Here is a 26,810-nt window from a genome sequence, read left to right as displayed (position 1 = left end):
ACGCCAGCATGGTGCCATGAGCTCGCTCGACGGCATCGTCGCCGCACCCGCCACCGCTTCCCCCGACGCCCTCCCGCTCGCCACCCGGCAGGACGGCGAGTACCCCCGGCCCCAGATGCTCCGCACGCACTGGGCCGACCTCGACGGCACCTGGTCGTTCCGGAACGACGGCGACGACCCCCGGTGGCGGGCGGGCTTCCCGGACGCGCGGGACATCGTCGTCCCGTTCCCACCGGAGTCCGTCGCGTCCGGCATCGACGAGCCGGGCTTCCACCCGGTCGTCTGGTACTCCCGCACCATCGACCGCGCCGACCTGCAGGCAGCCGGCCACGGCGACGCGGCTCCGCGGCTCCTCCTGCACTTCGGCGCCGTGGACCACCGCGCGCGGGTCTTCATCGACGGCCGGTTCGTCGGGGCGCACGAGGGCGGCCACACGCCGTTCTCGTTCGACGTCACGGACGCCCTGACGGCGGGCGGCATCGACGGCCAGGCGGGCATCGACGGCCAGGCGGGCGCCGACGCCGTGCACACGCTCGTCGTCCGCGCCGAGGACGACCCGCACGACCTCACCCAGCCCCGCGGCAAGCAGGACTGGCACGAGGAGCCGCACGCCATCTGGTACCGCCGCACCACCGGCATCTGGCAGACGGTCTGGCTCGAGGCCGTGCCCACGACGTCGATCGAGTACCTCCGCTGGACCACCGTCGACCACCAGACCCTCCGTCTGACCGTCCGCACCGCCGGACCCCGGGTGGGCGGCGAGCGCCTCCGCGTCGACGCCCGCTGGGAGGAGCAGGACGAGCACCTCGCGACCATCGAGTCGACGCTCGGCGACACCGGGACCGAGTTCGACGTGCTCGTCCCGATCGCCCGGCAGGCGAACGGACAGGCCGAGGACGAACTGCACTGGTCCCCGGAGACGCCGCGGCTCGTCGACGCGACCGTTGCACTGCTCGACCCGGACGGCCGGAGCCTCGACGCCGTCTCGACGTACTTCGGCGTCCGCACCGTCGGGGTCGGCGGCGGCGCGTTCCTGCTGAACGGTCGGAGCTACGACGTCCGGAGCGTCCTCAACCAGGGCTACTGGCCGGACTCGCACATCGCGGCGCCGTCGCGTGCTGCCCTCCGCCGCGAGGTCGAGCTCATCAAGGAGCTCGGCTTCAACGCCGCGCGGAACCACCAGAAGATCGAGGACCCCCGGTTCCTCTACTGGGCGGACCGGCTCGGCATCCTGGTGTGGGGCGAGGCACCCGGCGCCTACGCGTTCTCGCCGCGGGCGGTGCAGCGGCTGATGCGGGAGTGGATGGACGCCGTGGAACGCGACGCCTCACACCCCTCGATCGTCACGTGGGTCCCCGCGAACGAGAGCTGGGGCGTCCAGCACATCGCGACCGACCCGGCGCAGCAGGCCTACGCGCGGGCGTTGGCGGACGTCACCCGGGCGATCGACCCGACCCGCCCGGTGATCTCGAACGACGGCTGGGAGCACGTCGACTCCGACATCACCACGATCCACGACTACGAGGGCGACGGGCATCGGCTCGCCGCGACGTACGCCGACGAGGCCGCTCGGACGGAGCTGTTCCACGGCACGGGGCCGGCGGACCGCCTGGTGCTCGTCGGCGGTGCGGTCGACCGCGGGCAGCCGGTCATGCTCACCGAGTTCGGTGGCGTGAACCACCAGCCGGGCGTCCAGCGCGAGGACGGCTGGGGCTACACGACCGCGGCCGACGGTGACGACTGGATCGCCCGGATCACCGCGTTGTACGACGCGATCCGGGCGAGCTCGTTCCTGGCGGGGTCCTGCTACACGCAGCTGACGGACACGATGCAGGAGACGAACGGCCTGCTGCACGCCGACCGCACCCCGAAGATGCCGATCGAGCAGATCCGACGGGCGGTCACCGGGCGCTGACCGGGCGCAGGAGCCGGGAGGCACGTCCTCGGTGAGCAGGAATGGTCGGGTCCGTCGAACGGACCCGACCACTGCTGCTCACGAGACGCGGAGATCGGCGCGAGACCGACGCGGCGTCTCGGCGCGGATCAGGAGGCGCGGGTCAGGAGGCGAGGAAGCGCAGCACGGCCTCGTTCCACTCGTCCCGGTGCGACGCCAGGACGCCGTGCGGCCCGCCCGCGATGAGGTGGGTCTGCGCGTCCGGGATCGCCGCGGCGGTCCGCTTGCCGGAGACCTCGAACGGCACGATGCCGTCGGAGTCGCCGTGGATCACGAGCGTCGGCACGTCGACCTTGGTGAGGTCGTCGCGGAAGTCCGTCGTGGCGAACGCGACCGTGCAGTCGAGCGTGCCCTTCGGCGACGCCAGCTCGGCGATCGCCAGGTCGTAGGCGCGCTGGTCGGCGGAGACGAGCGGCTCGTTCGCGGGCGAGGGCTCCCCCGCCGTGTAGAACAGGTCGACGAACTCGTGCAGGAACGCGGGGCGGTCCCCGGTGATCCCGTTCGAGAACCAGTCGGCGAGGTCCTGGTCGACCCCGCCGTCCGGGTTGTCGTCGGACTTCCACAGGTACGGCGGCACCGCGCTGGCGAACACGAGCTTCTTCACCCGGCCGGTGCCGTAGGTGGACACGTAGCGGGCGAGCTCGCCGCCGCCCATCGAGAACCCGATGAGCGTGACCTCGGTCAACCCGAGCTGGTCGAGCAGCGACTCGAGGTCGGCCGCGAACGTGTCGTAGTCGTACCCGCCCCACGGCTGCGACGACTGGCCGAAGCCACGGCGGTCGTACGCGATGACACGGTGCCCGGCCTCGACGAGAGCAGGGACCTGCCCCTCCCACGAGCGGCCGGACAGCGGCCAGCCGTGGATGAGGACGACCGGGTCGCCCGACCCGAAGTCGTCGTAGTGCAGGTCGATGTCGTGCCCGTTCTCGGCTCCGACGGTGATGAACGGCATGGTGCCTCCTGTGGTTTGGTCTTCCAGGGAACGCGGTCCATGCAACGCCCCGCGCACTGCGCCGACGCTGGTCGTGTACGCCTTGCGGACACCGGGGCGGCGCCCTGGACGTGCGAGGATCGGGCGGTGACCAGCGCGCCGGAGACGACCCGCGCCTCCCGGCCGGCCCCGGAGGCGCGTCACGGCGGCTGGACCACTCCCCTGCTCCTGTGGCTCGCCTCACGCGTGGTCAGCACGGTCCTGCTCGCCACCGTCTACGGCGTGGCGACCGCGAACGGCTGGCCGTTCGCGTCGGTCCGACGCGACCCGTCGTTCTTCACGTTCTCGGGGTCGTGGGACGCGTCGTTCTACCGGATCATCGCGGAGCACGGGTACCCGACGACCCTCCCCCTCGACGACGCGGGGCACGTCGTGCCGAACGCCTGGGCGTTCCTGCCGGTGTTCCCGACGATCGTGCGCGCGGTCATGCCGCTCACGGGCGGCTCGTTCTGGGTGGCCGGTGTGCTCGTCGCGACCCTCGCCGGTGCCGGCGCGTGCGTCCTGCTGTACCGGCTCGTGCTGGCCGTGGGCTGCTCGCACCGGGCACGTTGGGCGACCGCGCTCTTCGCCTTCGGGCCGACCGGCTTCCTGCTGCAGGTCGCCTACGCCGAGAGCACGTTCCTGCTGCTGCTCTTCGGGGCGCTCCTGGCGCTCGTCCGGCGGCGGTACTGGCTGATCGCGCCGTTGGGGCTCGTGGCCGCGTTCACGAAGCCCGGGGTGCTCGCGCTGGCCGTCGCGCTCGCGGTGCACCTCGTCGCGCGGTGGGTCGCGGAGCGCCGGACGCTGCCGGTCCGGGACGCCGTCGCGATCGTCGTGTCGGGGCTCGTCGTCGCCGCGGCCGGGCTGGCGTGGCCGGTGATCGCCTCGGCCGTGACCGGGCGGCCGAACGCGTACCTCGACACCGAGCTGTCCTGGTGGGTGGGCTTCGTCGGCCGGCAGCACTTCGCGCCGCTCACCCCGTGGTTCACGATGGCCCGGACGTGGCTCGGGCCGTTCGGGATCGTGCTCGTGGTGGCGGTGCTCGCCGGCGCGGTGTGGTTCTGGACCCGGAGGTCGGTCCGTGCGCTCGGCGTCGACGTGTGGGCGTTCACCGCGGCGTACGGGCTGTACCTCGCGGCGGTGTTCCTGCCGCAGCAGTCCCTGCCCCGTCTGCTCATGCCGACGGCACCGCTGCTCGGGTCGGACGTGTTCGTCGGCACGCGACGCCGGGCGGTCGCGTGGCTCGTCGTGGGCGTGTGCCTGCAACCGGTCGCCGTCGTGCTGCTCTGGTTCCTCGGCTACCCCTGACGGGCGGCGTCGTGCTGATGCGCGCCTGGCGCGCGGCGGCGCGGGCGCTACGCGTCGAAGGTGTGGAACCAGGCGGTGCCGCCCGGGTGCTGCACCGTGATCATCTCGTCGAGGTCGCGGTACGGGCCGTCCTGGTTGTGGCTCGCCGACTTGATGCGGATCGTGCCGTCCGGCTCGGTGAACACCTCGGAGACGATCGTGGTGTGGTCCGGCGAGTCGTTGTCGTTCCAGTCGTAGAACACGATGTCGCCCACCTTGACCTTGTCGCGCTCGTCGAGGGATCGCCGGGTGAGCCCGAACTCGGCGGCGTTCGCGCTCAGCCACGGGTCCATCGTCGGGCAGTAGGTCCACGTCGCGGAGTGCTCGGCGCCGGCCGCACGGTTGTACCAGTCCGAGCGCTGGTGCCAGCCGCGGGCGATCAGGGTCTGCGAGACGTAGTTCGCGCAGTCGCCGCCGATCGGGTTCATGGTGCCGTACTCGGCGAGGTTGTAGTCCTTCCAGTGCGCCATGGCGTACTCGAGCTGCCGGTCGACGTCCGTCAGCGCCGCGTACGCGAGGCTCGTCGTGGCGACCGCGGTCGAGGCATCCGGGACGGGCGCGGTGGTCGGTGTGGGCGTGGCGGTCGCGGAGTCCTGAGTCGCCCCGGTCTGCCCGTCGTTCGCGGCGCTGCCGTTGCCGTCCGAGGACTGGTTCGCCGACGGCGACGGCTCGATCGCGGTCGTGAAGAGTGCGACGTCCGCCGATCCGGGCGTGTACATCGCCTGGTGCGGTGCCGTGAACGTCACCTTCGTGGCGGTCGCCGTCACGTCGCGCGCGGCGATGCCACCGACCGTGACGCCCTTGACCGCTGCCAGCCCGGAGCCGGCCACGGTGATCGTCACGCCGCCGGCGAGCGGGACCTTCGCCGGGGTGAGCGCCTTCGCGACCGGCTTCGCGGTGGGCGTGGCCGATCCGCTGCCACCAGCGGGCCGACCTGTGCTCGTGCCCGCGTCCGTGCCGTCGCCTCCCGACGAACACGCGGCGACGGCGAGCCCGATCCCGGTCACCCCGGCGAGGGACAGCAGGGAGCGGCGCGTCAGGGAAGCAGTCATGGTGGTTCCCAGGGTAGGCGACGGCACGGCATGATCGCTGGCAGGAACCACCATCGAGAGGATCAGCACGCACATGCCCGAGAGCCACGACTTCTTCGTCGCCGCCGACCCCGAGTCGGTCCGGACCCGCGTCCGCGGCGCCCTCGCCCGCGAGGGCTACACCGTCGAGGACGGCGAGCAGGGAGCCCTCCGCGCCACCCGCGGCAGCATGGGCCTCACCCTGCTGATCGGCGGGATGGCGAACGACCGCACGTTCCACACCCGGCTCGACGTGCAGATCATGGTGACACCGGACGGCCGGACGGTCGCGCGGCTCCTGCGCGGCGCCGGGAAGTCGGCGCTCAAGGGCGGTGCGCTCGGGATCGCACGGGGCAACCGCGCCTTCGAGCAGGCCGCGAACGCGATCCACACCGACCTCGCGCACGCGGGCGTCCTGACGGACAGCGTCCCCGGCTGACGTCGGACGACCCCGGGAACGGGAGAAGGCCACCCGATCGGGTGGCCTTCTGCCGTGGAGTGGAGCTAAGGGGATTCGAACCCCTGACCTTCTCATTGCGAACGAGACGCGCTACCAACTGCGCCATAGCCCCAAGTGCTCGACCACACTAGCACCAGCGCGCGGTCGATCCGAAATCGACCACTCAGACGGCGCGCCGCCGACGCATGATCGCGTCGAGGTCGGTCTGCTGGTAGCCGTCGTCGTCGATGACCCCCATCCCCGCCCACTTGCTCGGCGGTGCCGGGGGCGCGGCGGGTGCGGGCGACGGTGCGATCGACGGCTCGGCGGCCGCCGTCTCCGTCACGGGGGCTCGGAGTCCCAGACGCTCCGCGAGTCGGCCCTGGTCGTGCGCGGACAGCGACGCGACGGCCTCCTCGACGTCGGGGCGCATGCGCGACACCCGGGCGAGCGACGGGTCGGTTTCGGCGGCACGGATCGCGGCCGCTTCGGCCTCGGCTTCCGCCTTGGCCGCGGCGACGCGCTCCCTGAGTCGCGCGGCGAGCTCCGCCGACGACTCCGGCGACGCCACCGGCACCTTCGGGCGCTCGACGTACAGCGGCTTCGGCATGCTGTTCGGCGTCCAGCTTCGGTCACGAGCGGGCTCGGCGGCCTGCTCGGTGGACAGCGGCGGCGCCGGGTCCGTCCACTCGCTCGCGGGCCTGGAGGCGCGGCTGGGCTCCGGCACGGCCGTCGCGGTCCGCGCCTTCCGCGCCGTCGCGACCTGGTGCAGCTGCGCGAGGACCGCTGCGGATCCACCGACGGCGACGAGACCGGCGACGCCGACGAGCCAGGCGGCGGGTGCGGCGACGAACACGACGACGGCGACGACGAGACCCGCCGTGCCGAGCAGGGTGGCGCCGAGCCGCGACCGGCGCATGCGCATCGCGGTGAGGGCGGGGACCGACGAGGCACGTTCGAGCACGGGCGCCTGCTCGGCGAGGCGACGGGTGATCTCGCGCTGCCGGGCGGCCTCGTGCGCGCGGACGATCGCGGTGCGCTTCGCCTCTTCCGACTTCGCGACCCGCTGGGCCTCGGCGAGGGACTTCGCGTTCATCTCGATGCGGACCTCGTCCGGCAGCTCGGCGGTCTGCGCGAGGATCCGGAGGGTCTGCTGCAGCCGGATCGCGTTCCGCTCGGTGGCGAGGTACTGCCGACGGGCCGCCCAGGACGGCATGAGGTAGACGAGCCAGAGCACGGCCGCGATGAGCAGGACGATGCCGCCGCCCCAGGAGCCGATACCTGCCATGGGGACACGGTAGGGGCGGGCGTTCCCCCGTCCGGTGATTGCCGGACGCGTGTTGCGCGTGTCGCGACGAAATCACCGGGGACGAGCCGCGCCTCCCGGGCCGTCGCGCCGGACGGACCGGACCCTCGGATCAGACGCGGGGCGTGGTGTGCAGCGGCATCGCCGCCTCGTCGCGCGCCGCGAGCGGGACGGAACCGAGCCCGGGCGGCACCTGGCCGCGGACCCAGCGTTCGAGGACGCCCTCGCGGACCTCCTCCGCCACGAGGGCGAAGCAGAAGTGGTCGCGCCAGTCGCCGTTGATGTGGATGTAGCGGCGGCGGAGCCCCTCGTACCGGAAGCCGAGCTTCTCGACGACGCGCAGCGACGGCGCGTTCTCGGGGCGGATGCAGATCTCGATGCGGTGGATGCCGACGACGCGGAAGCAGTGGTCCACCGCCAGTGCGACGGCGATCGGCGTGACGTTGTGGCCGGCGGCGTCCTCGACCACCCAGTAGCCGATCGACGCACTGGCCAACGAACCGTACGTGATGCCGGAGACGTTCAGCTGCCCGACGAAGCGGCCGTCGAGCTCCATCGCGAACGGGAGCCCGAGCCCCGCGCGGGCGTTGGCCTGGAGCGCGCGGATGCTGCCGCGGACGTCGGTGGAGACGTGTCCGGAGGGGTTCGTGGCCTCCCACGTGCGGAGCCAGGAACGGTTGGTCGCGAGGGCGACGTCGAGGTCTCGGGTGTCACGGAGGCGGAGGGGCCGGATGGTGACCCGCCCGTGGGACAGGGTCGGGATCGTCGTCATCGCGCTGGTTCCTCCGGGAGCGTCGAACGGGCCCGGGGATGATCCCCGGACCCGTTCGGCGACGGGTCGTCTATTCGCCCGCGTTGAACTCCTTGAGCCACGACTTGAGGTCGGGGCCGAGGTCTTCGCGGTCCGAGGCGAGCTGGACGATCGCCTTGATGTAGTCGAGTTTGTCACCGGTGTCGTACCGGCGTCCACGGAACACGACGCCGTACACGCCGCCGGTCCACTCCTCGGCGTTCGCCATCTTCATGAGCGCGTCGGTCAGCTGGATCTCGCCGCCCTTGCCCGGCTCCTGCTTCTCGAGGACGTCGAAGACCTCGGGGCGGATGACGTAGCGACCGATGATCGCCAGGTTGGAGGGCGCCTCGCCCTGCGGGGGCTTCTCGACGAGCCCGGTGATCTTCACGACGTCGTCGGTGTCGGTCTCCTCGACCGTGGCGATGCCGTACAGGTGCGTCTGCGACTCCGGGACCTCGAGCAGCGCGACGACGGTGGCGTTCTTCTCGCCCTGGACCTCGATCATGCGCTTGAGCAGCGGGTCGCGGGCGTCGATGATGTCGTCGCCGAGGAGCACGGCGAACGGCTCGCGGCCGACGTGCATCTTCGCGCGGAGCACGGCGTGGCCGAGGCCGAGCGGGTCGCCCTGGCGGACGTAGTGCATGTCGGCGAGGTCCGTGGACTGGTTCACCTTCTGCAGCTTCTCGTGGTCGCCCTTCTTCTTCAGGGTCTCCTCGAGCTCGGACACGTGGTCGAAGTGGTTCTCGAGCGCGTTCTTGTTGCGGCCCGTGATCATCAGCACGTCGGTGAGCCCTGCGCCGACGGCCTCTTCCACCACGTACTGGATGGCCGGCTTGTCGACGACGGGGAGCATCTCCTTCGGCATCGCCTTGGTGGCGGGGAGGAAGCGCGTGCCCAGGCCTGCGGCGGGGATCACGGCCTTCGAAATCTGGAAGCCCATGCCTGGACGGTATCGGATGACCCTTGGACGGGGCATGTCGTCGCTACGGAGGACACGGCTTCCCGCGCTCGGCGGCGGAAAGCCGCAACACGTGCCCTCGGTAGACTCCTCGGCATGACCGCCGATCTCGGGAACGAGAAGCGCGCCCTGCGAGCCGAGCTCCGGCAGCGGCGGCGCACCCGGACCACGACCGAACGCGAGACGGACACCGAGTCGCTCACCGCGACCCTGCAGCGCTTCGCCGAGGAGCGGCAGGTCGAGTCGATCGCGGTGTACCTCTCGGCGCCGGACGAGCCGGACGTCCGGCCGTTCCTGGACTGGGCGTTCGAGCGCGGCATCCGGGTGCTCCTGCCGATCACGCGCGAGGACGGGCTGCTCGACTGGGCGGTCGGCGACGGCGTCTCGGAGACCGAGGGGATCGCCGGTGTGCCCGAGGTCGTCGGTGAGGTCCTCTCCCCCCTCGCGATCAACGACGTCGACGCGATCCTCGCCCCGGCCGCGGCGGTCGGCCACGACGGCGTCCGGATGGGCTGGGGACGCGGCTACTACGACAAGACCCTCGGGTCGATGGCGAACCGACCGCCCGTCTATGCTGTGATCTTCGACGCGGAGTACCTCGACGAGGTCCCGCGCGAGACCCACGACGAACCCGTCGACGGCATCATCACGCCGTCCCGCATCATCACCTTCCGGAGCTAGGGTGCCCACCTACTCGTACCGCTGCACGGAGTGCGGCAACGCCTTCGACATCAAGCAGTCCTTCTCCGACGCCACGCTCACCGAGTGCCCGGCGTGCGGCGGCGTCCTGCGCAAGGTCTTCTCGCCGGTCGGCGTGACGTTCAACGGCGGCGGCTTCTACCGCACCGACTCCCGTCCGGCCCCGAAGGGTTCGTCGGAGTCGTCCGGTTCGTCGGAGTCCGGCTCGTCGGGCTCGTCCGGCTCGTCGTCGTCGACGCCCGCGAAGACCGAGTCGAAGCCCGCGGCCGCGAAGCCCGCCGCCTCGACCACGCCGAAGCCCGCCGCGTCCTGACCGTCGTCCGGACTCCTCGGTAGGTTGAGAGCGTCGCCGTCCGGCGGCCGTCCTCGACCCGGAAGGAGTCCCGTGAAGGGGTTCAAGGAGTTCCTGCTCCGCGGCAACGTCATCGACCTGGCCGTCGCAGTCGTCATCGGTGCGGCGTTCACCGCCATCGTGACCGTCATCGTCAACGCACTCATCAACCCGCTCATCGGGGCCGTGTTCAACGCGTCCTCGCTCGACACGGCGTTGATCCTGAAGATCCCGACCGCGACGGGCACCGATCCCGCCGAGCTCAAGTTCGGTGCGATCATCGGCGCGGTCATCAACTTCGTCATCGTCGCCGCGGTGGTCTACTTCGCCCTCGTGCTGCCGGTGAACCACCTCAAGAAGGTGGCGTTCGAGCGGGTCAAGAACGACGAGGAGCAGACGCCGCAGGACGTCCCGCCCACCGACGTCGAGGTGCTGCTCGAGATCCGCGACCTGCTCCGTTCGCAGAACGGCGGCGCCGTGGCCACCGGCGGGGGTGCGCACGTGGCACCGTCCACCGCTCCCGAGGGTCCCGGCATCGGCGGCACGACGAAGCTCTAGCCCGGCGCACCACCGAAGTCCGTCCGAACCGCGCGATCGCGTGGCTCGGGCGGACTTTCGTCGTGCGGGGCGCAGCTGCGGCGCGCGGCGTCAGCGCGCGGCGGCGACCGAGCGGCGCTTGGCGAACATCGCCATCGCGTACTGCGCACCCGCGAGCACGTGGCCGACGGTGCCGAGGTACACGAACACCAGGGCGACGACCCGGACCCACGGGGCGTTCTCGTCGACGGTGTGCACGGCCGAGAACAGCAGCACCGGCAGTCCGACGAACAGCAGCGCCGAGCGGATCTTGCCGGTCCACGTGACGTCGAGGTCCGGGTTGCCGTGGAACAGCACGCTCGAGAGCACGACGAGCACCAGGTCGACGAGCACCACCACGGCGACGACCCACCACGGCAGCAGCCCGGTCAGCACGAGCGACAGCACGATCGCGATGATCGCGAGGCGGTCGGCGACGGGGTCGATGGCCTTGCCGAGCTTCGATCCCTGGTCGAACTTGCGGGCGATGAAGCCGTCCGCCCAGTCGCTCACGCCGATGACGACGAGCGTGACGAGCGCCCAGCCGGGGTGTCCCGCGACGACGAGCCAGACGAACACCGGGATCAGCAGCAGGCGGACCAGGGAGATCAGGTTCGGCCAGGTCTGCCAGTCGGGGCGCTCCCGCACGGTGTCAGTCATCGCAGGACAGGCTACCCGCTACCAGTGGGGCGGGACGTCCCGCCGGAGCTGGTCGTCGTTCTCCCCGTCGCGGTGCCGCGCCGGTTCCGGCGGCGCCACCGGGTCGTACCCCGGCACCGGCTGGGTGGTGACGCGGCGGCGGGGCCGAGCCGCGCCTCCTGGACGAGGTTCCGGCTCGTCGCCGTCGGTCGCCGGGCGGTCGGGAGGCGCGGCTGACGACGCGTCGTCGGCCCGCGACCACGTGCCCACCAGTTGGTCGGTCTCCGGCGTCACCGGACCGGCCGGCCGGGAGGCCCGCCGGCTCGGCCGAGGGCTCATCGGCGGGCGGGCCCGGTGGCGGGCACGCCGGGATCGAGATCCGACGTGCTCATCGGCGGGCGGGGATCGGCGGGATCGAGATCTCCTGCGTCACGCCGCGGTCGACGCCGAGCACCTGGGCGACGGTGTTCGCGACACGGTCCGGGTCGGAGAAGAGTTGGAACGCGTGCACGCGCACGTAGTGCCAGCCGAGTCGGCGCAGGACCTCGGGGCGGAGGCGCAGGGACTCGCGGAGCGACCCCTGCACGAGCGTCGCGTCGGTCTCGATCGTGACGCACACCCCGCCGTGCGCGGCGACGAGGCCGAGCTTGCCACGGTGCCCGAGCGCGACCGGGATGCCGCGCATCTCGAGCCGGCGGGCGAGGTCGACGAGCAGCGGGTCGGAGTCGTCCGGCACGTACTCGGCGGTGGTTCGGGCGCGGACCTCGGCGAGGATCTCGGCGAGGGCGACGGTGCCGTGCCCCATGCGCTCGGCCTCGATGTCCGACGGCTGGAAGCACGTGACGATCACCATCGAGCGGCGCGCACGGGTCATCGCGACCGCGAGCAGCCGCTCGCCGCCGGGCTTGCCGAGCGGGCCGAAGTCGCGGAGCACCCGGCCGTGCGGCGTCCGGCCGTAGCCGATCGAGAAGACCACGCGATCGCGGCTCTGGGCGACGGACTGCTCGAGCGTCGCGACGATGAACGGCTCCGCGCGGTCGCCGATGACGAACTCGGTGAGGTCCTTGTGCCCCTGGGCTGCGGTGAGCACGGCCTGCTCGACGCGGACCGCGTGCTTCGCCGACGCGGTGATGACCATGAGCGACTCGGTCGGGCGGGTGCGGGCGTGGTCCATGACGAGCCGGACGACACGGTCCACCTCGGCGTCGACGCTCTCGACCGCTCCGGACTCCGGATCCGGCACGGCCTTGCCGTCGCTGACGTAGTCGAGCGCGATCGAGCCGTGCCCGAGGAACGAGCCGGCCCACGGGAGCGACTCGATGCGACCGCCGTAGAAGCGACGGTTGACGAGCTCGGCCAGGTCCTCGCCGCCGGCCCGGTACGAGCGCGTGAGCGACAGCGTCGGCAGGAGCGTGGAGAGCTTGGCGAGCGCGGAGTCGGCGTGGAAGGCGTCGAGCGTGCCCTCGTCGACCTGCAGCGCACGGTGCGCCGGGTCGACGGCGATCCGGAACGGCGACGGGGTCTGCGTGACCGGGTCACCGAACACCACGGTCTGTCGGGCGCGACGGACCGCACCGACCGTTTCGGCGATGGTGACGGCACCGGCGTCGACGAGGATGACCGTGTCGAAGGGCATCGTGTCGGCGATCTGCGACACCTCGTACGGGCTCGCGAGCCAGACGGGCGCGATGGACCGCGACAGGTGCGGCGCGGAGTCCTGCAGCAGACGCGAGGTGATCGCGCCCTCCTTGAGCTGCGTCTTCAGGGCGGTGGCCTCGTCCGGCCAGTCGACGAGTCCGACCTTCCAGTTCTCGGCGAGCTGCCACGCGAGGCCCTGGGAGACCCCGGCCGCGTGGGCGTCGTCGACGAGCCGGAAGTCGGCCTCGACCCGGTCGAGCATGTCGGTGTTCGCACCGAGCAGCGCCCGGTCGGACTCGAGCATCGTCTCGAGGGCGGACTGCCACCACGCGAGCTCGAGCTCGGCGGGCACGTGGGTGTCCGGCACGTGCCGGTTCGCCAGGTCCGTGATGAGCGGCTCGAGCTGCAGGTCGCGCAGGGTCTGCATGAGCTCGGTGCGTTCCTGCAGGTTGTGCAGGACGTCGGACTCCTCGGCGAGGCGGGCGATCGTCGGGACGAGCTCGTCGATCGGCACGTTCGCCAGCTGGGTCTCACGGGCGGTGCGGCCGAGCGGCTCGTCGAGGCGCGCGAGGTCCTCCACCACGTTCGAGAACAGCACCTGGACGTCCGCGATGCCGGTGGGCACCTCGGGGTTCACCCCGGCGGCGACGTACCGCTGCCACAGGACGCGCTGCTGCTGGACGCGGGTGAGCGCCTCGTGCAGGTCGGACACGTGCACACCCGGGCGGACGTACTCGCGGGCGAGCTTCTTCAGCCGGCGCCGGTTCGTCGACGACATCGGCGCGCCCTCGCCCCGGGGGGCCGTGGCGGCGACGAGCTCGGAGACCGAGCGGTCGAAGACGACGGGCAGGAAGCGGTCGAGCGTGTCGCGGATCTCGGTGAGCAGGCGCAGGTAGATGCCGAGCTCGTTGATCGTCGTGAACTGCCGCATGTGGGTGGTGGCGACGAGGTCGTGCGCGCGGCGGAGCAGGGTCGGCAGCGCGTCGGCGTCGAGGTCCTTCGCGATCCGGTGTGCCCGCTGGGCGCCGTCGCTCGTGGAGAACTTCGCGCCGTACCAGGGCGAGTCGTCGGGGCCGTAGCGGAACTCGCCGAGGTTCGCCGCGCTGACCATCGTCTCGGCGACGCGCGAGCGTCCCTCGACCATGCTCGTCACCGACGTCGCGGACAGGCGCGCGGTCGTCGACGGCGGGACCGGCAGCAGCGACAGGCGGGAGAGCTCGACGAGGCAGTCGAGCACCGAGACCCGGAAGTCCGGGTCGACGCGGGTCAGCGAACCGCGGTAGTCCTTCAGCACCTTGCGGAGCCGGACGAGGGCGTCGTCGACCTCGCGCAGGTTCGGACGAGACGCCTTCTCGTTGCGGGCGATCGCGCGGACGACGTCACGGCGGAGGGTGCCGGGGGTGACCGCGACACCGGGGAGCTGGACCTCGGCGAAGCGCGCCGCGATGCCGCGGAGGGTCGCCCGGCGCGGGCTGACCACGAGCACGCGCTTGTTCGCCGCGACGAGACCGCCGAGCGCGTTCACGATCGTCTGCGTGCCACCGGTGCCGGGGAGGGTCTTCACGACGATCGAGTTGCCGGCCGTGATCTGCGCGATCACGTTCTCCTGCTCGTCGTCGGCGTCGAGCAGGAGCGTGTCGGTCTCCGGGCTCCGCTCGTCCGACGGGGTCTGCTCGACCGGGTGGTAGGACTGCTCGACCTGCCACTTGGCGCTGGGGTTGCCGGCGAGGGCGTCGAGCACGGGGTGCGACAGGTCCTCGGTGTCCTCGACCATGCCGGTCGCGACCTCGGCGAAGGTCGACACGACGAGGCGTGCGTGCACCGAGAAGCCCGGGATGTGCGCGGTGAGGCCGCGCAGCCGGTCGATGACGGGGTTCGGCGTGAACGAGCCGTCCTGCTGGGCCAACGCCACGAAGGACTGGGCGTCGAGGATGACGCCGAACTGCTCGTGCAGGGCGTCGGCGAGTCCGGGGTTCAGGACGGGCTCGCCGAGCAGGCGGACCTCGAAGTCGCGGCCGTGCCGACGGATCGCGAGCGGGCGCAGCAGGACCGGTCCGCGGAACTGCTCGTCGCTGTGCTGCCAGTCGGCCATGCCGATGCCGAGCTTGACGGCGTCGATACCGCGCACGGTGGACAGCTCGGTGCCCTTGGCCTCGACGTGACCGGCGGCGATGCGGGCCGCGCGGAGCGCCACCTCGTCGCGGATCAGGCTCGACAGGAGCGTCGTCTTGCCGGTGATGAACTGTGCGAGGCCACCAGGGTGCGTCGTCGAGAGCTCGATGCGGGCACGCGGGTGGTCGCTGAAGTGCGTGAGGGGGCTCGTGCCGCCGACGCCGGCGAGCTGGCCGCGCCAGACGTCCCACACCGGCTCGGCGGCGTTGCCGGCCTGGAGGCGCGGGTCACCCAGGCTGATCGCCTGCGGACTCGTCAGCTGGAGTTCCGGGCGCAGGGTGCGGTCGGGTTCGTCCGTCACGGCGGTCTCTTCCTGCTGCCCCCGCTGGTCCTGCTCCCCCTGCTGTCCGTCCCGCCCGTCCGCGGGCGCGTCGGCGCCCTCGACGGGGACGTCGTCGTTCACGTCGTCCTCGCCGTCGGTCACCCTGTCCGCTCGCCACACATCCGACACTGTAGGCGGAAGCGGGCTGGCACTCTGGCAATGACCCGAGGTTTCGGACTTTCCGGACCCCGCCGACGCGCGACCGGGCGCGCCGGTGTGGTACCAACGGGGCATGGCCATCGACGACCGCACCGCCCCTCCCACCCCCACGCCGAACCGGCGTCGATCGGTCCCCGCCGAGATCTCACGCTCGTGGCTCCTCGTCGCCGGCACCGCCGCCGACCGCTTCGAGAAGGCCCAGCGGTCCCGCGCCGACCAGATCATCCTCGACATCGAGGACGCGGTGGACCCGGCGGCGAAGCCCGAGGCCCGCGGCACCGTGGCGTCCTGGCTCGCGGGCGGCGGCGAGGCCTGGGTGCGGATCAACGACGTGACGACGGACTTCTGGGCCGACGACGTCGAGGAGCTCCGCGGCCTGCCGGGGCTGCAGGGCGTGATGCTCGCGAAGACCGAGTCCCCGGCGCAGGTCACCGACACGTGGCACCGGCTCGGCGGGCAGACCCCGGTGATCGCCCTGGTGGAGTCGGCGCTCGGCATCGAGGAGTCGGTCTCGATCGCGAAGGCACAGGGCGCGTTCCGCCTGGCGTTCGGCTCGGGCGACTACCGACGCGACACCGGGACGAGCGCGGACACGCTCGCGATGGCGTACCCGCGCTCGAAGCTCGTCGTGGCCTCGCGCGTCGGTGACCTGCCCGGACCGATCGACGGCCCGACGGTGGGGTCGTCGCACCCGATCCTCCGCGAGCAGTCCCAGGTCGCGGTCTCGCTCGGGCTGACCGGCAAGCTGTGCCTCGACACCGAGCAGCTGCCGGTCATCAACGAGGTCATCTCCCCGACGCCGACCGACGTCGCCTGGGCGCAGGACTTCCTCGACGACTTCGAGGCCCGGGGCCGCGTCATCCGTGACGGCTCCGACCTGCCCCGACTCGGGCGCGCGCAGAAGATCCAGCGCCTCGCACAGGCGTTCGGCGTCGAGGCGCGGTAGGACTGCAGCCATGACCTGGTCCAACGTCCCCGGCGGCCCGCCGCAGTCCTCGCCCGACCCCCGGGACCCGCAGCGCGGCGCCTGGGAGCGGGGCGGCACGACGCTCTTCCCACCCGCGAAGCTCGCCGACCGGATCTCGACCGTGCTGCTCCTGGCGTTCGGCGCGGTGATGACGATCGTCACCGCGGTCGTCGGGATCATCGCGGTCGTGTCGGCGACCGCCACGTGCGACGCCACGTCCGGGTGCACACCCGGCGGCTACCTCGGCGGGGCGGCGATCGCGGTCGGTGGCGCCTTCGTCGTCGGCGTCGCCACGCTCGTGCTGTCGATCGGCGCGTGGATCCGCCGACGGTCGTCGTGGTGGATCGCCGCGATCGGGTTCGTGCTCGCGATCGTCGTGATCGCGTGGGGCGGCGTGGTGTTCGCGGACGCCGCCGACGGCCCGTCGGCCTCGTCCTCGGTCTCCGCGAGCGCGTAGGGCGCACGTCGCTCCGATCGGCGTAGCGTCCCCGGCATGGTGACGGTCTCGCGGACGACGGTCGCGGTGGTCGGCGGCGGCCCCGCCGGGGTCGTCCTCGGCCTGCTGCTCGCCCGCGCCGGCATCGCCGTCCGGGTCGTCGAGAAGCACGACGACTTCAACCGGGACTTCCGCGGCGACACCGTGCACGCGTCGACGATCCGGCTGCTCGACGAGCTCGGACTCGGTGCCCGCTTCCGGCGCCTGCCGCAGTCGCGCCTCGACGACTTCTCGCTGCCGATGCCGGACGGGTCACGGCTGCTGCTCGGTGACTTCTCCCGCCTGCGACCCCCGTACGACCACGTGGCGATGGTGCCGCAGTGGGACCTGCTCGACCTGCTCGTCACCGCCGCTCGCGAGGAACCGTCGTTCCGGATCTCGATGGGCCTCGCGGCGACCGGCACCATCGAGGAGAACGGGGTGGTGACGGGCGTGCACCTCCGCCCGTACCGCGATCCCGACGGCCCCGTCGAGGAGCTCCGCGCCGACGTGGTGATCGCCGCGGACGGCCGCGACTCGGTGCTCCGCGACGCCACCGGTCTCCGCCCGCGGTCGTTCCCGGTACCGTTCGACACGTGGTGGTTCCGGCTCCCCCGCGAGCCCGGCGACCAGGCCACCGCGCTCGTCCCGGCGTTCTCCGGCACGGACGTCCTGCTGAGCTTCCCCCGACCGGAACACCACCAGGTCGCGTACTTCGCCCCGAAGGGCTCGGACGCCGCGCTCCGCGCCGAGGGGCTGGCGTCCTTCCGGGAACGCGTCGCCAGGCTCCGACCGGACTTCGCCGACCGGGTGGACGCGATCGCCTCGATGGACGACGTGCACGTGCTCGACGTCCGGATGGACCGGCTCCCCCGGTGGTGGCGTCCGGGGCTGCTCTGCATCGGCGACGCCGCGCACGCCATGTCCCCCGCGGGCGGCGTCGGCATCAACCTGGCGGTGCAGGACGCCGTCGCGACGGCCGCGGTCCTGGCCCCGGCGCTCGGGCGCGGACTCCGCGGCGCAGCCCTCGACGGCACCCTCGCCGCCGTGCAGCGTCGCCGGATCCCACCGGCGGTCGTGGTGCAGGCGGCGCAGGCGGTGCTGCACCGGGTGGTGTTCGCCCGGGCCTTCGCGGGGGCGCTCCGGGACGGGCCGCCCCTGCTCCCCGTCCTGCTCGCCCGGTACGTGCCGCCGGTGCGGGGGCTCTACGCGCGGGGGATCGCCTTCGGTCCGCTCCCCGAGCACGCACCGGCGTGGGCGCGACGTCCGACGGTGTGACCGGCCCCTGACGCACCTGGGCGCGTGCACGCCCCTCCGGCGCATGCTGGGGGCATGAAGCAACGAGTCATCGGAGACGTGTCGGTCAGTGCCATCGGACTGGGCGGCATGCCCATGTCCATCGAGGGGCGTCCGGACGAGCGGCAGGCCGTCGCGACGATCCACGCGGCGCTCGAAGCGGGCGTGACGCTCATCGACACCGCCGACGCCTACCACCTGGCCGCCCACGACGAGGTGGGGCACAACGAGGAGCTCATCGCCAAGGCCGTGCGCGGCTTCCACGGCGACACCTCGGACGTCCTCATCGCCACCAAGGGCGGACACCTCCGCCCGGAGCCCGGCGCCTGGGCCCAGGACGGCCGTCCCGAGTACCTCAAGGAGGCCGCGAAGGCCTCGGCGAAGCGCCTCGGAGTCGACGCGGTCGGGCTCTACCAGTTCCACCGTCCCGACCCGGCCGTGCCGTACGCCGACTCGATCGGCGCGCTCGCCGAGCTCCTCGACGAGGGCGTCATCCGGATGGCCGGCATCTCGAACGCCGACCCCGACCAGATCCGCACGGCGAACGAGGTCCTCGGCGGCCGGCTCGCCTCGGTGCAGAACCAGTTCTCCCCGAAGTTCCGTTCGAGCGAACCGGAACTCGCGCTGTGCGACGAGCTCGGCATCGCGTTCCTGCCGTGGAGCCCCCTCGGCGGCATCGCGAACGCCGCGACCCTCGGCACCGCCTACGAGGACTTCGCCACCATCGCCCGCGACCGCGGCGTCACCCCGCAGGTCGTCGCGCTGGCGTGGGAGCTGCAGAAGAGCGACGTCGTCGTCCCGATCCCCGGCGCCTCGCGGCCGCAGTCGATCCTCGACTCGGTGACTGCCGCGACGGTCAAGCTCCGTCCGGAGGACGTCGCCCGCCTGGACGCGTCGCGACCGGCGGCTGCGTAGACGACGCGACCCGCGCCTCCAGGACGGTCCGTGACGGTCCAGGAGGCGCGGGTCGCGCGCGCGTGTCGGCCAGCGTCAGGACTGGCAGACCTGCTGGAACTCCTTGCCCGTGGTCTCCAGCTTCTGGAGGCCCTCGGTGAAGCCGGAGCTCGACAGCGCGGACGGGTCCTTCGAGGCGGCGAGCTCCTTCGTCATGCCGACGAAGTCCGAGAAGGCGCCGGCGAACGCGTCGGTCTTCGGCTTCACCTCGGTGTTCGTCACCTTGTCGGCGCTCTCCTTCAGCGTGGCGTCGAACTCATCGAGCTTCGCCATCGCGGCCTGCGGGTCGCTCTGCAGCTCGGTGAGCTGCGACTGCATGCCCTTGGTGGCGTCGGTGACCTCGGTCGTGAACAGCTTGCATGCCTCGGCCTTGGTCTGGGTCGCGGTCGGCGTCGACTCGGCGGCCGTCGTGGCGTCGGACCCCGAACCCGAGCCGCCGGCCGAGCAGCCGGTGAGGAGTGCGACGGCGATGACGGCCGTGGTGAGCGAGACGAGTTTCGTGCGCATGGTGATGGTCCCCCGGAGATCGTGCCCGCGACCCCGGACGGGGTGCGGATCCGCATCGAGGCTACATGGGAGACGCACAGGAGGGACGGGCCCACGGGGACGGCTCACCGGCCCTGAGTACCGTCGGGTGCATGCGAGCGATCACCTCCGAGCACGGCACCCTCGACCTGCACGACGTCCCGGACCCGGTCCCCGGCGCCGGTGCGGTCCTGATCGAGGTCGTCGCCGCCGGCGTGAACAACGCCGACCTGCAGCAGGCCGCCGGCAACTACCCGCCGCCGCCCGGTGCCTCCGACGTCCTCGGGCTCGAGGTGTCCGGCGTGGTCCGCGCGCTCGGTGACGGCGTCGACGGGTTCGCCGTCGGCGACCGGGTCTGCGCCCTGCTCTCCGGCGGCGGCTACGCGTCGCTCGTCGTCGCCCCGGCCACCCAGGTGCTGCCGGTCCCGGACGGGGTCGACCTCATCGAGGCCGCCGGGCTGCCGGAGGCCGCGTGCACGGTGTACTCGAACGTCGGCATGCTCGCCGGGCTCCGACCGGGGCAGACCCTGCTCGTGCACGGCGGCACCGGCGGGATGGGGTCGCACGCGGTGCTCTGGGCGAAGGCGCTCGGCGCACGTGTGGTCGCCACGTCCGGGGGCGAGCGGAAGGTCCGGGCGTCACGGGAGCTCGGCGCCGACCTCGTGGTGGACCACCGCACCGAGGACTTCGTCGCGCGCACGCTCGCGTTCACCGACGGCCGCGGGGTCGACGTGGTGCTCGACGTCGTCGGACCCGACTACCTGGCGCGGAACCTCGAGGTCCTCGCCCCGAACGGGCACGTCGCCGTGATCGCCTCGGGCAGCGGGAGCACGGCCGAGCTCGACCTCGGCGCGATGATGCGGAAGCGGGCGACGATCAGCGCGACGACGCTCCGTGCCCGCCCCCTCGACGAGAAGGCCGCGATCGTCGAGGCCGTCCGACGGGAGGTCTGGCCGTTCGTCGCCGACGGTCGGGTGCGTCCGGTGGTCGACTCGGTCCTGCCCCTCGACCAGGCCGCCGAGGCCCACCGCCGGGTCCGCGACGGCGAGGTCGTCGGGAAGGTGCTGCTGACGCCCTAGGCGCGCGGTCAGGCGTGGACGCGGGCGAGGAACGCGACGAGGGCCGGGTGCTGCGGTGCGTCGAGGACGTCGGCGGGGGCGCCCTGCTCCACGACCTCGCCCCGGTGCAGGAACACGATCCGGTCCGCCACGTTCCGCGCGAAGTGCATCTCGTGCGTGGTCATCAGGATCGTCGATCCCTGACGCTTGAGCTCGGTGACGAGGTCGAGCACCTCGCCGACGAGCTGCGGGTCGAGGGCGCTCGTGACCTCGTCGAGCAGCAGGAGCTCGGGGTCGGACGCGATCGCCCGGACGATGGCGACGCGCTGCTGCTGCCCGCCGGAGAGCCGGTCCGGGTACGCCCCGGCGAAGTCGGCGAGACCGATCCGGTCGAGCAGCCGCCGCGCGGTCGCCTCGGCCGAGGCCTTGCCGACGCCGTGCACCTGTCGCGAGGCGAGCGTCACGTTGTCGAGCACGCTCATGTGCGGGAACAGGTTGAACTGCTGGAACACGACGCCGATCCGCGCCCGGGTCGCGTCGACGTCGATCCGCGGGTCCGCGATGTCCGTGCCCTGCAGCAGGATCTCGCCGTCGTCGATGCCCTCGAGCAGGTTGACCGTCTTGAGGAGGGTCGACTTGCCGGAGCCGGACGCGCCGATGACGCAGATGACCTCGTGGCGGTGCACCGCCAGGTCGATCCCGCGCAGCACCTCGTGCTCACCGAAGGACTTGCGCACCCCGCGCAGCTCGAGGACGCGAGCCGACGTGTCGGGCGCGACCCGCTCCTCCTGGCTGACCTCGCTCACACGGTCCCTCCGATCTGCTCACGGCGCTGCTGCCGGCGCGCGATCGCGTCCGTGACGCGGATCAGCGGCAGGCTGATCAGCACGAACAGCAGACCGGCGACGAAGTACGGCGTGAAGTTGTAGGTCTCCGCCTGGGCGATCTGTGCCGACCGGACGGCGTCGACGGCGCCGAGGATCGACACGAGGCCGACGTCCTTCTGCATCGAGACGAAGTCGTTCATGAGCGCGGGGGTGACCTTGCGGATCGCCTGCGGCAGCACGACCAGGCGCAGGGTCTTCGCGTGCGACAGCCCCAGCGACCGGGCCGCGAGACGCTGCGACGGGTGCACGGCCTCCATGCCGGCGCGGAGCACCTCGGCGATGTACGACGAGTAGGTCAGGATGATCGCGATCGTGCCCCAGACCTCGGCGGGGAGGCGGGGGAAGACCCCGAGCCCCGGGATCCCGTAGCCGACCAGGTACAGCACGATGATGAGCGGCAGACCGCGGAACAGGTCGGTGTACCCGGTGGCGAGCATCCGCAGCGGGAAGAACACCGGGCTCCGCAGCCCCCGGACCACGGCGAGCAGCGTGCCGAACACGGCGACGCCGATCGCGCTGAAGAACAGGATCCGGATGTTCAGCCAGAGGCCCAGCAGGATGTCGGGGAACGAGTCGATCGCGGTCTGCGGGTCGAAGAACGACTGCTGGACCGCGGCCCACCCCGGGGTGTTCACGACGCCGAAGTAGACGACGGCGACGACCACGAGCGTCGACACCACGGACACCACGAGCGATCGCCGCCCGCGCTGGCGACGGTACAGCCGACGCTCCAGCTCGACCTGGCTCGGCGCGGGTGCGGTCACCGGGGACCCGGCGCCGGCTGGCAGGCTCACGGAGCTACTTCAGGACCGGAGTGCCGGTCTCCGAGGAGAGCCACTTGGTCTGCAGGTCCTCGAGCGTGCCGTCCGCCTTGAGTGCCTTCAGCGCCTCGTCGACCTTGCTCGTCAGCTCGGAGCCCTTCGGCAGCACGAAGCCGAACTGGTCGCCGGAGCCGTCCGCCGGGAACTGCGCCGAGACGGTGCCCTTGCCGTCGAGCTGCGCGCCGGACATGTAGAACGCCGTCGGCAGGTCGGTGACGATCGCGTCGATCTGGCCGGACTTGAGCGCGAGGATCGCGTCGTCGTTCGAGTTGAAGACCTGCGGGGTCACGCCGAGGACGTCCTTGACGCTCTGGATGCTCGTCGAACCGGTCGCGACGCCGATCGCGTCCTGCTTGAGCGCGGCGATGGTCGTGTCGCCCGCGGCCTTCGAGGACTCGGTGGTCACGACGGCCTGGGTGGTCGTGTAGTACGCGGTGGACATGTCGACGGCCTTCTTGCGCTTGGCGTCGATCGAGAACTGCTGGATGTTGAGGTCCCAGTCCTTCGGACCCGGGGCGATCGCACTGTCGAAGGTGCTGCGCTTCCAGACGACGTCGGACTTCGCGTAGCCCATCTCCTTCGCGACGGCGTACGCCACGGCGGCCTCGAAGCCCTTGCCGGACTGCGGCTTGTTGTCCTCGACCCACGGCGAGTACGCGGGCTGGCCGGTCGCGATGGTGAGCTTGCCGTCGGTCACGGTCCCCGCGGCGTTGCTGCTGCCGGTCGAGCACGCGCTGAGGGCGAGGGCGGCGACCGCGGCGGTCGCGACGGCGATGGTCAGGCGGAGGGATCGGGTCACGGTCGGGCCTTCGTGCGAGGGGGAGGGGGCAGGACGAAGTGTACTTCGCGGTGGGATACCAACGCGAAACGGATGTCTCGCGACTACTCGGCGAGCGTGAAGTCCTCGAACGAGAACCCGGGCGACACCAGGCAGCTCAGCAGCACCTCGCCCTCGCCGGGCAGGGTCCGCTGCCACACGCCGCCGCGCACGAACGCCTGCGCGTCGTTCACCCGGTCGCGTCCGGCGTCCGGGCCGAGCGTGATCGTCGCGCCGGGTTCCGGCTGGTCGCCGTCGCCGCCGAGCTGCAGGTCGACGGCGTCGGGTCCGTGCCACATCCAGATCTCGTCGCTCGTCACCCGGTGCCAGGCGGACGCCTCACCCGGCGGCAGCAGGAAGTGGATCAGGGTGGCCGCGGGGCGGTCGCCGGCGGGCGTCGACACCGTCGCGGGCGAGGTCCAGGTGCGGACGTACCAGCCGCCCTCCGGGTGCGGTTCCATGCCGAGGGCGACGGCGCGCTTCGGCACGTCGAGCCACTCGATCAGCGTGCCGTCGACGGTGCGACGGGCGGCCATGCCGGGGCGGGGTGCGGTCTCGGTCACGATTCCTCCAGGGGACGTCCAGGGGCGGTGGGCACGGCGGTGAGCGCGCCCTCGACGGCGCGGACCGTGCCGCGGACGACGGTCGAGACCGCGCGGCCGGCACCGTCCTCGACGAGTTCGGCCAGCGCGTCCGGCACGGTCCGGGCGTCGACGTCGAACACCGCGAGGTCGGCACGGGCCCCCACGGCGAGGTGCCCGATCCGGTCCGGCCCGACGGCGAGCCCCATCGCGTGCGCGCCGCCGAGGGTCGCCGCGGCGAGGAGCCGTTCGTGCAGGTCGCGGTGTCCGTAGCCCTGGGCGCGGGCTATCCGGTGCAGGGCCGTCACGTCGGCCATCAGGTCGAGCGACGGCGACGAGGACAGCGAGTCCGTGCCGATGGCGATCGGGCTGCCCTCGCGCAGGTAGTCGGCGACGGGCGGTGGGTCGAGTCCGATGACGGCGTTCGAGCGCGGGCAGAGTGCGACCGCGGTCCCCCGCGCGCGGAGGAGTGCCCGGTCGGCGGCGGTCATGTAGACGCCGTGCGCGATGTGGCAGTCCGGCCCGAGGACACCGAGTCGGTCGACGAACGCGGTCGCGCTCGCGCCGAAGCCGAGGGCGCGCATGGCCCGGAACGACGGGACGTTGGCGAGGTGCCAGTCGTTGCCGTGGCCGACCCCGTCGACCCCCTCGAGTCCGGGGACGGGACCGAGGGCGGTGCGCTCCCCCTCGAACGCGGCTTCGCCGAGGTGCAGGTGCAGCCGGAGTCCGCGCTGGCGCACGATGTCGGGGAGCTCGAGCAGCGGTGCGACGTCGAGCGAGTACGGCGCGTGCGGCGAGAGCCCCGCGCCCGGGTCCGTCGGGATCCGCTCGAGCTCGGCGAGGACCTGGTCGCGGCCGTGGGTCTGCCACGCCGCGTTCTCCCAGTCCATGACCTCCCAGTAGGCGATGCCCCCGAGTCCGGCCTCGGCGAGCACGGTCGACGCCTCGATGTCCGTGACGATGTCGGCGATGCTCGTCACGCCCGCGAGGATCGACGCCGTCGCACCGAGGGTCGCCTCGGCGTGCCAGTCGTGCGGTTCGGCGTAGTCCTCGTTGAACGCGGCGGCCCAGTCCTCGAACCCGGTGTACTGACGCTGGCCGACACTGGCCATGCCGGTGTACTGCAGGTGGGAGTGCGCGTTCACGAGCCCCGGCAGCAGGGCGCCCCGCCACGGGCGCTCGGTGAAGGGCGTGCCCGAGCCGGCGAGCTGGTCGACGACCCAGGAGCGGTCGCCGACGTGCAGGATGCGACCGTCCCGCACCGCCACCGCGCCGTCCGCGATGGGCGGTGCGGTCATCGGCACGACGACGCGCGCCGAGTGCACGGTGACGGGGTGCGCGCCGCTCACGCGGGGTCTCCGAACCGGTGGGTCCGGACGTCCGGCTCGCGGTCGGCGGGGTGCTCGGCGAGCGGTCCGGGAGGCGCGGCCGGCGCGCCGAACGCGGCGAGCGCCACGCGGGCGGTCGCGTCGTCGACCGCGGGGTCGATCGGCACGACGGCACGGTCGAGCTCGTCGCCGCGTTCGAGGAGCATCCGGACGGCACCGAGCTGTGCGGCGAAGGACAGGTCCATGATCTCGACCGGGTTGCCCTCGGCTGCGGTGATGTTGATGCAGCCGCCGCCGTCGAGCACGATCGGGCCGTCGTCCCGACCGGGGAAGACGAGCCGCTCGGCCTTCGGGCCGACCGGGGTCCGCTCGGCGCCGGCCGCGCGGGCGTCGTCGAGTGCCACCTCGTGCTCCACCCCGCCCGCGACCGCGACGACCGCACCGGGTGCCGAGGACCGCAGTGTGCGGAGGTCGATCGTGTCGGCGACCCCGGTGGCGCTCATCACGAGGTCGGCGTCCTGCACCGCTTCGGCGAGGGGCGCGACGGCGTACCCGGCGAAGAGCGCCTGCAGGGCGCGCACGGGGTCCGTCTCGGCGACCGTCACCCGCAGGCCGAGCGCCGTGAGCACCAGCGCGACCCCTTCGCCGACGTGCCCGAACCCGGCGACGACCGCCGCGCCTCCCGGGACCACGCGGTGCGTGCCGGACGAGAGCCGGTCGAGCAGGTCGAGCACCGCGAACACCGTGGACTGGCCGGTGCCGTACCGGTTGTCGAAGAAGGTCTTGGTGCGGGCGTCGTTCACCGCGACGACGGGGATGCCGAGCTCGCCGCGCGCCGCCATGGTGCGGAGCGGGCGGAGGCCGCTCGTCGTCTCCTCGGCGGCGCCGAGCATCGTGGGCACCAGGTCCGGCCGCTCCTGGTGTGCGAGACGGATCACGTGCGAGCCGTCGTCGAGCAGGATGTGCGGCCGGGTGTCGAACATCGCGAGGGCGAGGGCCCGCTGCTCGGGGAGCGAGGCGGCACTGCTCGCGTACACGGTCAGCCCGGCTGCCCGGAGGGCGTCGGCCACGGCGTCGTCGGTCTCGTCGGCGTGGGCGTAGACGACGACCTCGGCGCCGGCGTCGCGGAGGAGCAGGCTCAGCACGGCGGTCTTCGGCTCGAGGACCATCGCGACGCCGATCCGGGTGCCACGGAGGAGTCCCCCGTCCCGGAGCTCGGCGGCGACCGCTCGCGACACGGGCATCGACCGGCGGGCCCAGCGCAGGCGGGCCTCGGCCGCGGGGTCGTCCTCGGGGTCGCGGCCGGTGGAGACGAGGAACACGTCGTCGGACAGCATCGGCACCGCGAGGACGCCGGGACGGGCGATCGCGACCGGGCCGAAGGCGTCCTCGTCGACGGCGGGGAGGTGCCGTCCGGCGTCGACCACGACCAGGGTGGCTCCACGTGGTCGGTCGGCCTCGCGTTCGATGACGGGCGTGGAGTCCTCGGGTGACCCGGCGCACCAGAGTTGGTCGACGGGTTCGTGGGGCAGGGCCTCGCGCGCGCCGAGTCCGGTGAGGAGGGCGCGGAGGGCGGCGACGTCACGGGGGTCGCCGCCGACGATGCGGAACCGACGAGCGGCGACGAGCAGGTTCGTCGCGCCCGCGAAGCGTCGGACGGCCGCCGAGGCCCAGGCGCGGGTCTCGGGGTCGGCTCCTGACGGCATGCCCCAATCGTAGGGCGAGCGG

The 26,810-nt window shown here is 72.5% G+C and carries 25 protein-coding genes and 1 tRNA gene; 11 read left to right on the top strand and 15 right to left on the bottom strand.

Annotated elements, in window-relative coordinates; translation table 11 throughout:
* The first annotated feature begins 16 nt into the window (after nt 1–16).
* Nucleotides 17–1,915, top strand: coding sequence for a glycoside hydrolase family 2 protein (locus ACNQOV_RS09585; RefSeq protein ID WP_416394317.1), 1,899 nt, complete (start codon nt 17–19; stop codon nt 1,913–1,915).
* A 142-nt stretch (nt 1,916–2,057) separates the two neighbouring features.
* Here the strand turns inward: ACNQOV_RS09585 and ACNQOV_RS09580 are convergent, their stop codons facing one another.
* Complete coding sequence (locus ACNQOV_RS09580; RefSeq protein WP_402267203.1) at nt 2,058–2,906, bottom strand: alpha/beta fold hydrolase; 849 nt, start codon at nt 2,904–2,906, stop codon at nt 2,058–2,060.
* 126 nt (nt 2,907–3,032) lie between these two features.
* Here ACNQOV_RS09580 and ACNQOV_RS09575 point away from each other — a divergent pair, with 126 nt between their 5' ends.
* Nucleotides 3,033–4,232, top strand: a complete 1,200-nt coding sequence (locus ACNQOV_RS09575) for a hypothetical protein (RefSeq protein WP_416394316.1) — start codon at nt 3,033–3,035, stop codon at nt 4,230–4,232.
* A 47-nt stretch (nt 4,233–4,279) separates the two neighbouring features.
* Here the strand turns inward: ACNQOV_RS09575 and ACNQOV_RS09570 are convergent, their stop codons facing one another.
* Nucleotides 4,280–5,323 carry an amidase domain-containing protein gene (locus tag ACNQOV_RS09570; protein ID WP_416394315.1) on the bottom strand — a complete coding sequence of 348 codons (1,044 nt, stop codon included), beginning with the start codon at nt 5,321–5,323 and terminating at the stop codon, nt 4,280–4,282.
* Between the two features lie 73 nt (nt 5,324–5,396).
* On the opposite strand from ACNQOV_RS09570, the gene ACNQOV_RS09565 reads away from it, so the two are divergent.
* Nucleotides 5,397–5,780 (top strand): hypothetical protein, encoded by a 384-nt coding sequence (locus ACNQOV_RS09565; RefSeq protein WP_416394314.1) that lies wholly within the window; start codon nt 5,397–5,399, stop codon nt 5,778–5,780.
* A 60-nt stretch (nt 5,781–5,840) separates the two neighbouring features.
* Here the strand turns inward: ACNQOV_RS09565 and ACNQOV_RS09560 are convergent.
* From ACNQOV_RS09560 to galU, 4 genes are all read right to left on the bottom strand, one after another.
* A tRNA-Ala gene (locus tag ACNQOV_RS09560) sits at nt 5,841–5,913 on the bottom strand.
* A gap of 51 nt (nt 5,914–5,964) precedes the next feature.
* Nucleotides 5,965–7,068, bottom strand: a complete 1,104-nt coding sequence (locus ACNQOV_RS09555) for a hypothetical protein (protein ID WP_416394313.1) — start codon at nt 7,066–7,068, stop codon at nt 5,965–5,967.
* A gap of 130 nt (nt 7,069–7,198) precedes the next feature.
* Nucleotides 7,199–7,858, bottom strand: a complete 660-nt coding sequence (locus ACNQOV_RS09550; protein ID WP_022907538.1) for a GNAT family N-acetyltransferase — start codon at nt 7,856–7,858, stop codon at nt 7,199–7,201.
* 70 nt (nt 7,859–7,928) lie between these two features.
* Nucleotides 7,929–8,819: a UTP--glucose-1-phosphate uridylyltransferase GalU gene (gene galU, locus ACNQOV_RS09545; protein WP_022907539.1), complete on the bottom strand. Its 891-nt coding sequence runs from the start codon at nt 8,817–8,819 to the stop codon at nt 7,929–7,931.
* Nucleotides 8,820–8,933: 114 nt separating this feature from the next.
* Between galU and ACNQOV_RS09540 the strand changes: the two genes are divergently transcribed.
* The 3 genes from ACNQOV_RS09540 to mscL all read left to right on the top strand — a co-directional run bounded on the left by ACNQOV_RS09540 (nt 8,934) and on the right by mscL (nt 10,425).
* Entirely contained in the window at nt 8,934–9,518 is a 585-nt protein-coding gene (locus ACNQOV_RS09540) for a 5-formyltetrahydrofolate cyclo-ligase (protein WP_022907540.1), read from the top strand.
* 1 nt (nt 9,519) lies between these two features.
* On the top strand, nt 9,520–9,849 hold the full coding sequence (locus tag ACNQOV_RS09535; protein WP_416394311.1) for an FmdB family zinc ribbon protein: 330 nt from the start codon (nt 9,520–9,522) through the stop codon (nt 9,847–9,849).
* A gap of 72 nt (nt 9,850–9,921) precedes the next feature.
* The gene (gene mscL, locus ACNQOV_RS09530; protein WP_022907542.1) at nt 9,922–10,425 is read left to right on the top strand and encodes a large conductance mechanosensitive channel protein MscL; all 504 of its coding nucleotides are present in this window, start codon (nt 9,922–9,924) and stop codon (nt 10,423–10,425) included.
* A 90-nt stretch (nt 10,426–10,515) separates the two neighbouring features.
* Here mscL and ACNQOV_RS09525 read toward each other — a convergent pair whose 3' ends face one another.
* Both ACNQOV_RS09525 and ACNQOV_RS09520 read right to left on the bottom strand, forming a co-directional pair.
* A complete protein-coding gene (locus ACNQOV_RS09525) occupies nt 10,516–11,103 on the bottom strand; it encodes a CDP-alcohol phosphatidyltransferase family protein (RefSeq protein ID WP_416394310.1) in 588 nt (195 codons plus the stop codon).
* A gap of 367 nt (nt 11,104–11,470) precedes the next feature.
* Nucleotides 11,471–15,193, bottom strand: coding sequence for an AAA family ATPase (locus tag ACNQOV_RS09520; RefSeq protein ID WP_416394331.1), 3,723 nt, complete (start codon nt 15,191–15,193; stop codon nt 11,471–11,473).
* A 253-nt stretch (nt 15,194–15,446) separates the two neighbouring features.
* On the opposite strand from ACNQOV_RS09520, the gene ACNQOV_RS09515 reads away from it, so the two are divergent.
* From ACNQOV_RS09515 to ACNQOV_RS09500, 4 genes are read left to right on the top strand one after another with little or no spacing between them, the layout of a single operon-like run.
* Nucleotides 15,447–16,319, top strand: a complete 873-nt coding sequence (locus ACNQOV_RS09515; RefSeq protein WP_022908609.1) for an HpcH/HpaI aldolase/citrate lyase family protein — start codon at nt 15,447–15,449, stop codon at nt 16,317–16,319.
* 10 nt (nt 16,320–16,329) lie between these two features.
* A complete protein-coding gene (locus ACNQOV_RS09510; protein ID WP_022908608.1) occupies nt 16,330–16,797 on the top strand; it encodes a DUF6264 family protein in 468 nt (155 codons plus the stop codon).
* A gap of 36 nt (nt 16,798–16,833) precedes the next feature.
* The gene (locus tag ACNQOV_RS09505) at nt 16,834–18,093 is read left to right on the top strand and encodes an FAD-dependent oxidoreductase (RefSeq protein WP_416394309.1); all 1,260 of its coding nucleotides are present in this window, start codon (nt 16,834–16,836) and stop codon (nt 18,091–18,093) included.
* Between the two features lie 54 nt (nt 18,094–18,147).
* Nucleotides 18,148–19,026 (top strand): aldo/keto reductase, encoded by an 879-nt coding sequence (locus ACNQOV_RS09500; RefSeq protein WP_022908606.1) that lies wholly within the window; start codon nt 18,148–18,150, stop codon nt 19,024–19,026.
* Between the two features lie 75 nt (nt 19,027–19,101).
* On the opposite strand, the gene ACNQOV_RS09495 is transcribed toward ACNQOV_RS09500, so the two are convergent.
* On the bottom strand, nt 19,102–19,572 hold the full coding sequence (locus tag ACNQOV_RS09495; protein WP_022908605.1) for a hypothetical protein: 471 nt from the start codon (nt 19,570–19,572) through the stop codon (nt 19,102–19,104).
* A gap of 131 nt (nt 19,573–19,703) precedes the next feature.
* On the opposite strand from ACNQOV_RS09495, the gene ACNQOV_RS09490 reads away from it, so the two are divergent.
* Entirely contained in the window at nt 19,704–20,669 is a 966-nt protein-coding gene (locus ACNQOV_RS09490) for an NAD(P)H-quinone oxidoreductase (RefSeq protein ID WP_416394308.1), read from the top strand.
* 8 nt (nt 20,670–20,677) lie between these two features.
* Here the strand turns inward: ACNQOV_RS09490 and ACNQOV_RS09485 are convergent, their stop codons facing one another.
* From ACNQOV_RS09485 to ACNQOV_RS09460, 6 genes are all read right to left on the bottom strand, one after another.
* On the bottom strand, nt 20,678–21,454 hold the full coding sequence (locus ACNQOV_RS09485) for an amino acid ABC transporter ATP-binding protein (RefSeq protein ID WP_416394307.1): 777 nt from the start codon (nt 21,452–21,454) through the stop codon (nt 20,678–20,680).
* Nucleotides 21,451–22,329: an amino acid ABC transporter permease gene (locus tag ACNQOV_RS09480; protein ID WP_416394306.1), complete on the bottom strand. Its 879-nt coding sequence runs from the start codon at nt 22,327–22,329 to the stop codon at nt 21,451–21,453. Before ACNQOV_RS09480 ends, ACNQOV_RS09485 begins: the two co-directional genes overlap by 4 nt.
* A 4-nt stretch (nt 22,330–22,333) precedes the next feature.
* Nucleotides 22,334–23,155, bottom strand: coding sequence for an ABC transporter substrate-binding protein (locus tag ACNQOV_RS09475; RefSeq protein ID WP_416394305.1), 822 nt, complete (start codon nt 23,153–23,155; stop codon nt 22,334–22,336).
* 83 nt (nt 23,156–23,238) lie between these two features.
* Complete coding sequence (locus tag ACNQOV_RS09470) at nt 23,239–23,736, bottom strand: cupin domain-containing protein (protein ID WP_022908599.1); 498 nt, start codon at nt 23,734–23,736, stop codon at nt 23,239–23,241.
* On the bottom strand, nt 23,733–25,103 hold the full coding sequence (locus tag ACNQOV_RS09465) for an amidohydrolase family protein (protein ID WP_416394304.1): 1,371 nt from the start codon (nt 25,101–25,103) through the stop codon (nt 23,733–23,735). The genes ACNQOV_RS09470 and ACNQOV_RS09465 overlap by 4 nt, the downstream gene beginning before the upstream one ends.
* Complete coding sequence (locus ACNQOV_RS09460; RefSeq protein WP_416394303.1) at nt 25,100–26,788, bottom strand: adenosylhomocysteinase; 1,689 nt, start codon at nt 26,786–26,788, stop codon at nt 25,100–25,102. The genes ACNQOV_RS09465 and ACNQOV_RS09460 overlap by 4 nt, the downstream gene beginning before the upstream one ends.
* Between the last annotated feature and the right edge of the window lie 22 nt (nt 26,789–26,810).

The organism is Curtobacterium sp. LFS084 (assembly GCF_047977705.1).
Lineage (GTDB): Bacteria > Actinomycetota > Actinomycetes > Actinomycetales > Microbacteriaceae > Curtobacterium.
Note: the sequence above shows the minus strand (reverse complement) of the source record. Positions and strands in the feature narration are given on the sequence as shown.

What these genes read in the sequence shown, in the direction of transcription:
- ACNQOV_RS09585 (WP_416394317.1), top strand. Translation starts at nt 17, where the DNA reads ATGAGCTCGCTCGACGGCATCGTCGCCGCACCCGCCACCGCTTCCCCC.
- ACNQOV_RS09580 (WP_402267203.1), bottom strand. Translation starts at nt 2,906, where the DNA reads ATGCCGTTCATCACCGTCGGAGCCGAGAACGGGCACGACATCGACCTG.
- ACNQOV_RS09570 (WP_416394315.1), bottom strand. Translation starts at nt 5,323, where the DNA reads ATGACTGCTTCCCTGACGCGCCGCTCCCTGCTGTCCCTCGCCGGGGTG.
- ACNQOV_RS09565 (WP_416394314.1), top strand. Translation starts at nt 5,397, where the DNA reads ATGCCCGAGAGCCACGACTTCTTCGTCGCCGCCGACCCCGAGTCGGTC.
- ACNQOV_RS09555 (WP_416394313.1), bottom strand. Translation starts at nt 7,068, where the DNA reads ATGGCAGGTATCGGCTCCTGGGGCGGCGGCATCGTCCTGCTCATCGCG.
- ACNQOV_RS09550 (WP_022907538.1), bottom strand. Translation starts at nt 7,858, where the DNA reads ATGACGACGATCCCGACCCTGTCCCACGGGCGGGTCACCATCCGGCCC.
- galU (WP_022907539.1), bottom strand. Translation starts at nt 8,819, where the DNA reads ATGGGCTTCCAGATTTCGAAGGCCGTGATCCCCGCCGCAGGCCTGGGC.
- ACNQOV_RS09540 (WP_022907540.1), top strand. Translation starts at nt 8,934, where the DNA reads ATGACCGCCGATCTCGGGAACGAGAAGCGCGCCCTGCGAGCCGAGCTC.
- ACNQOV_RS09525 (WP_416394310.1), bottom strand. Translation starts at nt 11,103, where the DNA reads ATGACTGACACCGTGCGGGAGCGCCCCGACTGGCAGACCTGGCCGAAC.
- ACNQOV_RS09515 (WP_022908609.1), top strand. Translation starts at nt 15,447, where the DNA reads ATGGCCATCGACGACCGCACCGCCCCTCCCACCCCCACGCCGAACCGG.
- ACNQOV_RS09510 (WP_022908608.1), top strand. Translation starts at nt 16,330, where the DNA reads ATGACCTGGTCCAACGTCCCCGGCGGCCCGCCGCAGTCCTCGCCCGAC.
- ACNQOV_RS09505 (WP_416394309.1), top strand. Translation starts at nt 16,834, where the DNA reads ATGGTGACGGTCTCGCGGACGACGGTCGCGGTGGTCGGCGGCGGCCCC.
- ACNQOV_RS09500 (WP_022908606.1), top strand. Translation starts at nt 18,148, where the DNA reads ATGAAGCAACGAGTCATCGGAGACGTGTCGGTCAGTGCCATCGGACTG.
- ACNQOV_RS09495 (WP_022908605.1), bottom strand. Translation starts at nt 19,572, where the DNA reads ATGCGCACGAAACTCGTCTCGCTCACCACGGCCGTCATCGCCGTCGCA.
- ACNQOV_RS09490 (WP_416394308.1), top strand. Translation starts at nt 19,704, where the DNA reads ATGCGAGCGATCACCTCCGAGCACGGCACCCTCGACCTGCACGACGTC.
- ACNQOV_RS09460 (WP_416394303.1), bottom strand. Translation starts at nt 26,788, where the DNA reads ATGCCGTCAGGAGCCGACCCCGAGACCCGCGCCTGGGCCTCGGCGGCC.